The organism is Mesorhizobium sp. M7A.F.Ca.US.005.03.2.1 (genome assembly GCF_003997795.1).
GTDB lineage: Bacteria > Pseudomonadota > Alphaproteobacteria > Rhizobiales > Rhizobiaceae > Mesorhizobium > Mesorhizobium ciceri.
In genome coordinates this window covers 1-7,095 of sequence record NZ_RZRP01000279.1, presented here as the reverse complement: position 1 = coordinate 7,095, position 7,095 = coordinate 1, and the positions used below count along the sequence as shown (strand labels likewise).

Sequence of the window (7,095 nt, the reverse complement as noted above, 5' to 3'; positions counted from 1 at the left end):
AGCCGCAACCGCGGGCTGGCTCCAGCGGGCGGCGAGCAGCCGGTAGGGGATGAGTGCGACGACGGCGATGATCAGCTTCACCGAGAGATCACCAAGCGCCCAGGAGATCCAGCGCATCGCCTCGACATGGAAGACGCCCATCAAGGGTGCGTTTTCCAACGCAAAGCCGTCGTTTGGTCCGGCGAAGGCAAAGGCAGCCGAGAAAGCGACGGTGAAGAACACGGCGGTGTCGAACACCGACCCGACCAGCGTGCCGATGATCGGCGCCCGCCACCAGCTCTGCCGGCGCAGCCGGTTGAACACGGTGACGTCGAGCAGTTGCGCGGAAAGGAACGCCGCTCCGGACGCGGCCGCGATACGCACCAGCCGGTCGGCGGCGGTCTCGAATTCGATCAGGCCGTGACGGAACAGGAAGGGCGGGACAAGGATCGAGCAGATCACCGCCGTCATGAAGCCGACAAGGACGATCCGGCGCGCCACAGTGGGTCCGTAGCGGCGGTTGGCGAGGTCGGTGACCAGGAACGAGAAGGGATAGGTGAAGGCCCCCCAAGTCAGAAGGTCGGCCAGCGAGAGGCCCCCGATCTGGCCCTGCATCGGGAATTGCACGAGAATGTTCGATGCCACGACGACAAGCGCCATGGCGGCCACGAAGGGCAAATACCGCGAGAAGGAAGTCATTTTTTTATCCTGGGTAATGGAACCAGCCAAGCATCGTGCCCATGCGGGCGATGCTCGCCTTCGTATGTGGGCACCGGATTGCCAAAACCTTGCGGCTTCGATCCGATGCCCCAAGGCCAACAAGATGTTGGCCAGAGGCCAACAAGATGTTGGCCAGGGCGGTCGTCCCCCGCCTTTGAACTGTTTAAGCGGCAGCCTGCTCGGCGGTCTTCTTGGCGATCTGCTTCTTCAGCAGACGGGCGCGCTGCGACAATTCCTTGACGTCGGCCTTGGCCAGGAAGGCGTCGAGACCGCCGCGATGTTCGACCGAACGCAGTGCGTTGGCCGAAATGCGCAGGCGCACATTCTGGTTCAGCGCTTCCGAAATCAGCGTCACATTGACGAGGTTCGGCAGGAAGCGACGCTTGGTCTTGTTGTTGGCGTGGCTCACATTGTTGCCGGACATGACTGCCTTGGCAGTGAGTTCGCAGGTGCGGGACATTGTTCTAACCTTCAGTTCTCGGGGTCTGCCAAACACTCAAGCCCACGCCGGGTGGCGCGCGGTTCTGGTCAGGCGGCCTTATGGAAAAAGTTGGCGTTCCATAGTTGCATTTCGCCGAGGCGTCAAGCTCCTGCATTGCCCACGGCGCGCCCGGCATTTTCATATTAAGGCCGGAATTCATCCTATAAGCGGTCTCATAGGGACATGCCAGACCGGAGTTGCCCGCCTCCGGCCGAAAATCAAGGACCCGATCCCGCCATGCTTCGTTCGTCACATGCCTTTGCCGCCATGCTTGCCGCAGCCTTGCCGTCCGCCGCGTCTGCTGCCTCGCCGCAGTCGTTCAAGGGCGAGTATACGGTGTCGTTCCTTGGACTTTCGATAGCGAAATCAACGTTTTCCAGCCGTTATGAGAACGGCGCCTACGCGATCGAAGGCAGCGTCAGCGCGGCAGGGTTGGCAAAACTGTTCGACGACACGCGTGGCACGATCTCGTCCAAAGGCACGATTGCGGGCAAGAGGATGGTGCCGCAGGCATTCCGCGCCGATTACACCTCCGGCAAGAAGGCATCGGTGGTCGACATCCGCTTTGCAAATGGCAGGGTCACCTCGACGCAGGTCGTCCCGGCGCCGGGCAAGCGCGACCCCAAGAGTTGGGTGCCGCTCGGTGCCGGCGACCTGGCATCGGTGCTCGATCCGATGGCTGCCACCGTCATCCATGCCGACAGCCTCGACCAGGTCTGCGGCCGCACGGTAAAGTTCTACGACGGCGAGATGCGCGCCGATCTGACGCTGACCTACGCTTCGAAGGGCACGATCTCGGTGCCGGGCTACAAGGGCGACACGGTTACCTGCCGGATGGGCTTCGAGCCGGTGGCTGGCTATCGCAAGGGCCGCAAGGCGCTCAACTATCTCAAGAGCAAAAGCCGCATGATGGTGACGTTTGCACCGCTCGGCCAAACCGGCGTATATGCGCCGATCTATGCCACGGTGGGCACGCAGATCGGCACCTTGACCATCAGCGCCGGACGTTTCGAAGCGGTACAATAGCCAGGCGCAGAATTGGCGCGCCACTGGAGACAGAATGGGGCGCGCAACACTGATCGGCTTTTCGGCGGTCGCCATGTGGGCGCTGCTCGCACTGCTCACCGATGCGTCGGGCCAGGTGCCGCCGTTCCTCTTGTCGGCGATCACCTTCTCGATCGGCACCGGTGTCGGGCTGGTCGCGCGGCTGTTCATGCCGGCACCCGACAAGAGCCAGAAGATACCGCCGCAGGTGTGGCTGATCGGCATTGCCGGGCTGTTCGGCTACCACTTTTTCTATTTCACCGCGCTGCGCAATGCGCCGGCGGTGGAGGCGAGCCTGATCGCCTATCTATGGCCTTTGCTGATCGTGCTCGGCTCGGCGCTGATGCCGGGCGAAAAACTGGCCTGGAACCATGTCGTCGGCGCGCTGCTCGGCCTTGCCGGCACCGTGCTGATCGTCACCAAGGGCGGGGGCCTCGCCTTCGACGCCCGTTACGCCTTCGGCTATGCGATGGCCGCCGTTTGTGCCGTGCTGTGGTCGTCCTATTCGCTGTTGTCGCGGCGCTTCCCGTCGGTGCCGACCAGCATCGTCACCTGGTTCTGCGCGGCGACCGCGGTGTTGTCGCTCGCCTGCCACCTGGCGCTGGAACAGACGGTTCTGCCTGACGGTCCCGGCCAGTGGCTGGCCGTGCTCGGCCTTGGCCTGATGCCGGTGGGGGCGGCCTTCTATGCCTGGGACATCGGCGTCAAGCGCGGCAATATCCAGGTGCTGGGTGCTGCAAGCTACGCCGCACCGCTGTTGTCGACGCTGGTGCTGATCGCGGCCGGCGTCGCCGAGCCGTCGCTGCGCATCCTCGCCGCCTGCGTGCTCATCACCGGCGGGGCCGCACTTGCAGCGAAGTCGCTGTTCCTGCGCAAACCGGCGGCTGAGAGCGGGGCCAGGGCATCCCAAAGCGGAGCCGGGGCATGACGATGCCGTTTGCCGGCGGCATCGACGCAAATGCCAATGCGACATTGATCTTTTCGCTGGCGGCGGCGGTGATCTACGCCTTTACGCTTGGCATGCCACCAACGCTCGCCCGCTCGGCGGCAAAGACGCTCGCCGTGGCGATGCTTGCCGTGCTGGCCGGGCTGCAGGGCGGCCCGCTGCTGCTCGCCGCCGCGCTCGCTCTCAGCGCTGTTGGCGACGCATTCCTGTCGCGCGACGGTGAAAAGGCCTTTCTCGGCGGGCTGGCCAGTTTTCTTGTCGCCCACATCGTCTATGTCGTGCTGTTCCTGCGCAGCGGTGGCGGGTTGGGGGTGCTTGGCGCCGAGTCGTGGCGCGGAGCGATCGCGCTCGCCATGGCGGTGTTTGCGGCCGTCATGCTGGCGGCGCTGTGGCGGCGCGTCGGTCCCGGCCTGCGTATCCCGATCGCCGTCTATGTCGCTGCGATCCTGGCAATGGGTATCTCGGCGCTGACCACCAGCAACGTCTCCGTGATCGGCGGTGCGCTGTTGTTCATGGCATCCGACGGGCTGCTCGCCACGGAGAAATTCCTGGTGGCCGCCATCTCGCCGCACCGCGCCTGGATGCGCTTCGCCGTCTGGGCGCTGTACTACGCCGCCCAACTCGCGATCACGCTTGGGTCCCTGCTATATCCGGGCTCTTATTGAGTTAAGGTTGTTTCGGCTGCCAGCCGGGTGCTGCCAGTTCGAAGGCGGCAAACTCGAAGCCCGGCGCGACGGTGCAGCCGACCAGCGTCCATTCGCCGAGGCTGCGCGCCGATTGCCACCAGCCCGCCGGCACGACGATCTGCGGCCGCTCACCGGCTGCGAGATCGATTCCAAGCACCTGCTCCACAACGGTGCTGCCTTCTTCCCACATTGCCAGTGCCAGCGGGGCGCCGGCATGGAAATGCCAGACCTCGGCGGCGTCCTTGACCCGGTGCCAGGCCGAAACCTGATGCTCCTCAAGCAGGAAATAAATGGCGGTCGAATGGCCGCGCGCGCCGCCAGTGCCATCGCGAAAGGTCTCGGCATACCAGCCGCCTTCCGGATGCGGCTTCAGCCCGAGCGTCGCGATGATTTCGGCGGAGCTGGTCATGGCGTCGACGATATCACGGGCTCTAGAAGTTGTCCTTGCGCTTGCGGATTTCGGCAAAGACCTCGGCGTCGGAAGCCTTCTCCAGCCCAAGATGCTTGCGGATCGCCGGGTCGTGCCAGCGCAGGAAGGGATTGGTCGACAGTTCCTCGCCGATCGTCGTCGGCAGCGTCGGCTTGTTCTCGGCGCGCAGCTTTTCGATCCTGGCGGCGCGTTCCTTCAATGCTGAATTGGACGGGTCGACGGTCAGCGCGAAACGGGCGTTGGAGAGCGTGTATTCGTGGCCGCAATAGATGGCCGTTTCAGCTGGAAGTGCAGCCAGCTTCTTCAGCGAATCATACATTACCGGCGGCTTGCATTCGAACAGCCGCCCACAACCCAGCGCAAACAGCGTGTCGGCGGTGAACGCCACGCTCGAGGCCGGCAAATAATAGGAAACGTGGCCGGCAGTGTGGCCGGGGGTGGCGATGACTTCGATCCTTTCATCGCCAAGATGGAGAACCGAGCCGTCTTCGACGGTCTCGTCGATGCCGGGGATCTTGGCCTTTTCGGCCTCCGGGCCGACGATACGCAGCTTGAAGCGCTCCTTCAGCGCCAGATTGGCCTCAACGTGATCCATGTGATGATGTGTGGTCAGGATCATCGTCGGCGTCCAGCCGGTGCGCTTTATCGCGGCCAAGATTGGCGCTTCCTCGGGCGCATCGATGATCGCGGTCTGGCCGCTTTTGGGGTCATGCACCAGCACGCCGAAATTGTCGCTGCGGCACATGAACTGTTCGATTTCGACCGGCATCATATCTCTCCGTTATGGCCGCAGACATAGGGCGCTTGCGGGTCGATGTCATCCCGGATGTCGAATGACATTCCCGGAATGTCGGGTCGTCGCGGCCTTTTGTTGAAACCTGGCGACATCACGGCTACATCCCTGCCATGCATTCCGACATCGTCGATCTTCGCTCGTTCTATTCGACAACGCTCGGCCGGTTCGCCGAGCGTTCGATCACCATGGCGTTGTCGTCGATATGGGCGGCCGTTCCCAACGAGCGGCTGGTTGGTCTGGGCTACACCTTGCCGTGGCTGGAGCGGTTCGGCAGCGACGCCGAGCGGGTCTTCGCCTTCATGCCGGCAACGCAAGGCGCGGTGGTGTGGCCGGCGACGGGGCCGACGGCGACGGCACTGGTCTTCGACGAGGAACTGCCGCTGGTCGATTCCTGCATCGACCGCATGCTGCTCGTCCATTCGCTCGAACATGTCGAGAACCCGCGTGAGACGCTGAACGAGATCTGGCGCGTGCTGTCGCCGGCCGGCCGGGTGGTCATCGTCGTGCCCAACCGGCGTGGTGTCTGGGCGCGCTTCGAGCACACCCCATTCGGCAACGGCCGGCCTTTTTCGCGCGGCCAGCTTACGGAATTGCTGCGCGAGGCCAATTTCACGCCCGCAGCCTGGTCCGATGCGCTGTTCTTTCCGCCATCGCGGCGCCGTTTCATGATGCGCTTCCACAATGTACTGGAGCGCGCCGGCCGGCGGCTGTGGCCGATCTTTTCCGGGGTCATCGTGGTCGAGGCGCAGAAGCGGCTCTATCAAGGCGTGCCGGTGGCGCAGCGCGCATCGCGCCGCGTCTTCGTGCCGGTGCTGTCGCCGCATGGCGCCACCCGGCTTGGCCGTCACAAAGCGGATGCCAAGCCCTTGGCTGCGCGGGTGACGGCTTCGTGATCGCGGCAAGCGTGCCTGACGTCGTTTCCCTGCCTATCTGTCGCAAGCAGACCGACAGCCCATCCGGCAGCCCATACGAACGCCTGTCAAGTTTCTCCATCCGGTTGCAGCACTGACGCAAGGACCTCGGCCATGGCTGATCAACCGGACAATGCCGCCGCCGTTCAGCCGGTTGCCGTGGCGGTCGAGGCCAGCAGCCTGCACGATCAGGTGATGACGATCCGGCGGGCGCTTGCGGGATCGCCGGTTCGCAGATGGTTGCTGTGGACATCGGTCGGCATCATGGCCGTGATCATCGCAACGTCGATCGGCCAGGTTCTGCTCAACCGCTGGAACCAGCCTTTCTACGATGCGCTTGCCCGCCGCGACATGGCGGCCTTTTTGCACCAGCTCCTCGTCTTCGCGGCCATAGCCGGGGGACTTCTGGTGCTCAATATCGGCCAGACCTGGCTCAACCAGATGATCAGGCTCAAGCTGCGCGAGGCGCTGACGCTGGATCTGATCGATCAATGGATGCGGCCGGCGCGCGCCTTCCGGCTGGCCAATGCCGGCGCCATCGGCGTCAATCCCGACCAGCGCATGCAGCAGGACGCCGCGCATCTGTCCGATCTGTCAACCGATCTCGGCGTCGGCCTGCTGCAGTCGTGCATCCTGCTCGTGTCCTTCGTCGGCGTGCTGTGGGAGCTGTCCTCGGGCTTCGTGTTCCACATCGGCGGGACCTCGCTGGCCATACCTGGCTATATGGTCTGGGCCGCCATCCTTTACGCCGGCATCGCCTCCTGGCTGAGTTGGCTGGTCGGGCGGCCGCTCATCCGCCTGAACAGCGACCGCTATACACGCGAAGCCGAGCTGCGCTCCTCGATGGTGCGCGTCAACGAGAATGTCGATGCCATTGCGTTGTATCATGGCGAGGCCGACGCCAGGCGGCGGCTCGAACTCGATCTCGGCACGGTGCTCGGCGCCATGCGGCGCATCTACACCGCCCAGATCAACCTGTCCTGGGTGACCGACACCTATGGCTGGATCACCGTCGTGGCGCCCATACTGGTTGCTTCGCCCGTCTATTTCTCAGGTGATATCAGCTTTGGCGGGCTGATGATGGCGGTCGGCGCATTCAACC

9 protein-coding genes are annotated in these 7,095 nt (G+C 64.0%); 5 read left to right on the top strand and 4 right to left on the bottom strand.

Annotated features, from left to right (window positions below):
• A partial coding sequence (locus EN991_RS16910) for a queuosine precursor transporter (RefSeq protein ID WP_024503743.1) occupies positions 1–678 on the bottom strand: 678 nt, incomplete at its 3' end.
• 184 nt (positions 679–862) lie between these two features.
• Positions 863–1,159, bottom strand: a complete 297-nt coding sequence (gene rpmB / locus EN991_RS16905) for a 50S ribosomal protein L28 (RefSeq protein ID WP_013529373.1) — start codon at positions 1,157–1,159, stop codon at positions 863–865.
• Between the two features lie 258 nt (positions 1,160–1,417).
• Here rpmB and EN991_RS16900 point away from each other — a divergent pair, with 258 nt between their 5' ends.
• The 3 genes from EN991_RS16900 to EN991_RS16890 are packed head-to-tail and all read left to right on the top strand — an operon-like array spanning position 1,418 to position 3,835.
• Positions 1,418–2,206 carry a DUF3108 domain-containing protein gene (locus tag EN991_RS16900; protein ID WP_127369169.1) on the top strand — a complete coding sequence of 263 codons (789 nt, stop codon included), beginning with the start codon at positions 1,418–1,420 and terminating at the stop codon, positions 2,204–2,206.
• 34 nt (positions 2,207–2,240) lie between these two features.
• Positions 2,241–3,152, top strand: coding sequence for an EamA family transporter (locus EN991_RS16895; RefSeq protein ID WP_027162920.1), 912 nt, complete (start codon positions 2,241–2,243; stop codon positions 3,150–3,152).
• Entirely contained in the window at positions 3,149–3,835 is a 687-nt protein-coding gene (locus EN991_RS16890) for a lysoplasmalogenase (RefSeq protein WP_127369168.1), read from the top strand. The genes EN991_RS16895 and EN991_RS16890 overlap by 4 nt, the downstream gene beginning before the upstream one ends.
• A 1-nt stretch (position 3,836) precedes the next feature.
• On the opposite strand, the gene EN991_RS16885 is transcribed toward EN991_RS16890, so the two are convergent.
• Both EN991_RS16885 and gloB read right to left on the bottom strand, forming a co-directional pair.
• On the bottom strand, positions 3,837–4,265 hold the full coding sequence (locus tag EN991_RS16885; protein ID WP_013529377.1) for a cupin domain-containing protein: 429 nt from the start codon (positions 4,263–4,265) through the stop codon (positions 3,837–3,839).
• 22 nt (positions 4,266–4,287) lie between these two features.
• On the bottom strand, positions 4,288–5,055 hold the full coding sequence (gene gloB / locus EN991_RS16880) for a hydroxyacylglutathione hydrolase (RefSeq protein ID WP_013529378.1): 768 nt from the start codon (positions 5,053–5,055) through the stop codon (positions 4,288–4,290).
• A gap of 137 nt (positions 5,056–5,192) precedes the next feature.
• Here gloB and EN991_RS16875 point away from each other — a divergent pair, with 137 nt between their 5' ends.
• Both EN991_RS16875 and EN991_RS16870 read left to right on the top strand, forming a co-directional pair.
• The gene (locus EN991_RS16875; RefSeq protein WP_013529379.1) at positions 5,193–5,975 is read left to right on the top strand and encodes a methyltransferase domain-containing protein; all 783 of its coding nucleotides are present in this window, start codon (positions 5,193–5,195) and stop codon (positions 5,973–5,975) included.
• Positions 5,976–6,107: 132 nt separating this feature from the next.
• On the top strand, positions 6,108–7,095 hold a 988-nt coding region (locus EN991_RS16870), incomplete at its 3' end, for an SbmA/BacA-like family transporter (RefSeq protein ID WP_164769130.1).

What these genes read in the sequence shown, in the direction of transcription:
- EN991_RS16890 (WP_127369168.1), top strand. Translation starts at nt 3,149, where the DNA reads ATGACGATGCCGTTTGCCGGCGGCATCGACGCAAATGCCAATGCGACA.
- EN991_RS16885 (WP_013529377.1), bottom strand. Translation starts at nt 4,265, where the DNA reads ATGACCAGCTCCGCCGAAATCATCGCGACGCTCGGGCTGAAGCCGCAT.
- gloB (WP_013529378.1), bottom strand. Translation starts at nt 5,055, where the DNA reads ATGCCGGTCGAAATCGAACAGTTCATGTGCCGCAGCGACAATTTCGGC.
- EN991_RS16895 (WP_027162920.1), top strand. Translation starts at nt 2,241, where the DNA reads ATGGGGCGCGCAACACTGATCGGCTTTTCGGCGGTCGCCATGTGGGCG.
- rpmB (WP_013529373.1), bottom strand. Translation starts at nt 1,159, where the DNA reads ATGTCCCGCACCTGCGAACTCACTGCCAAGGCAGTCATGTCCGGCAAC.
- EN991_RS16900 (WP_127369169.1), top strand. Translation starts at nt 1,418, where the DNA reads ATGCTTCGTTCGTCACATGCCTTTGCCGCCATGCTTGCCGCAGCCTTG.
- EN991_RS16875 (WP_013529379.1), top strand. Translation starts at nt 5,193, where the DNA reads ATGCATTCCGACATCGTCGATCTTCGCTCGTTCTATTCGACAACGCTC.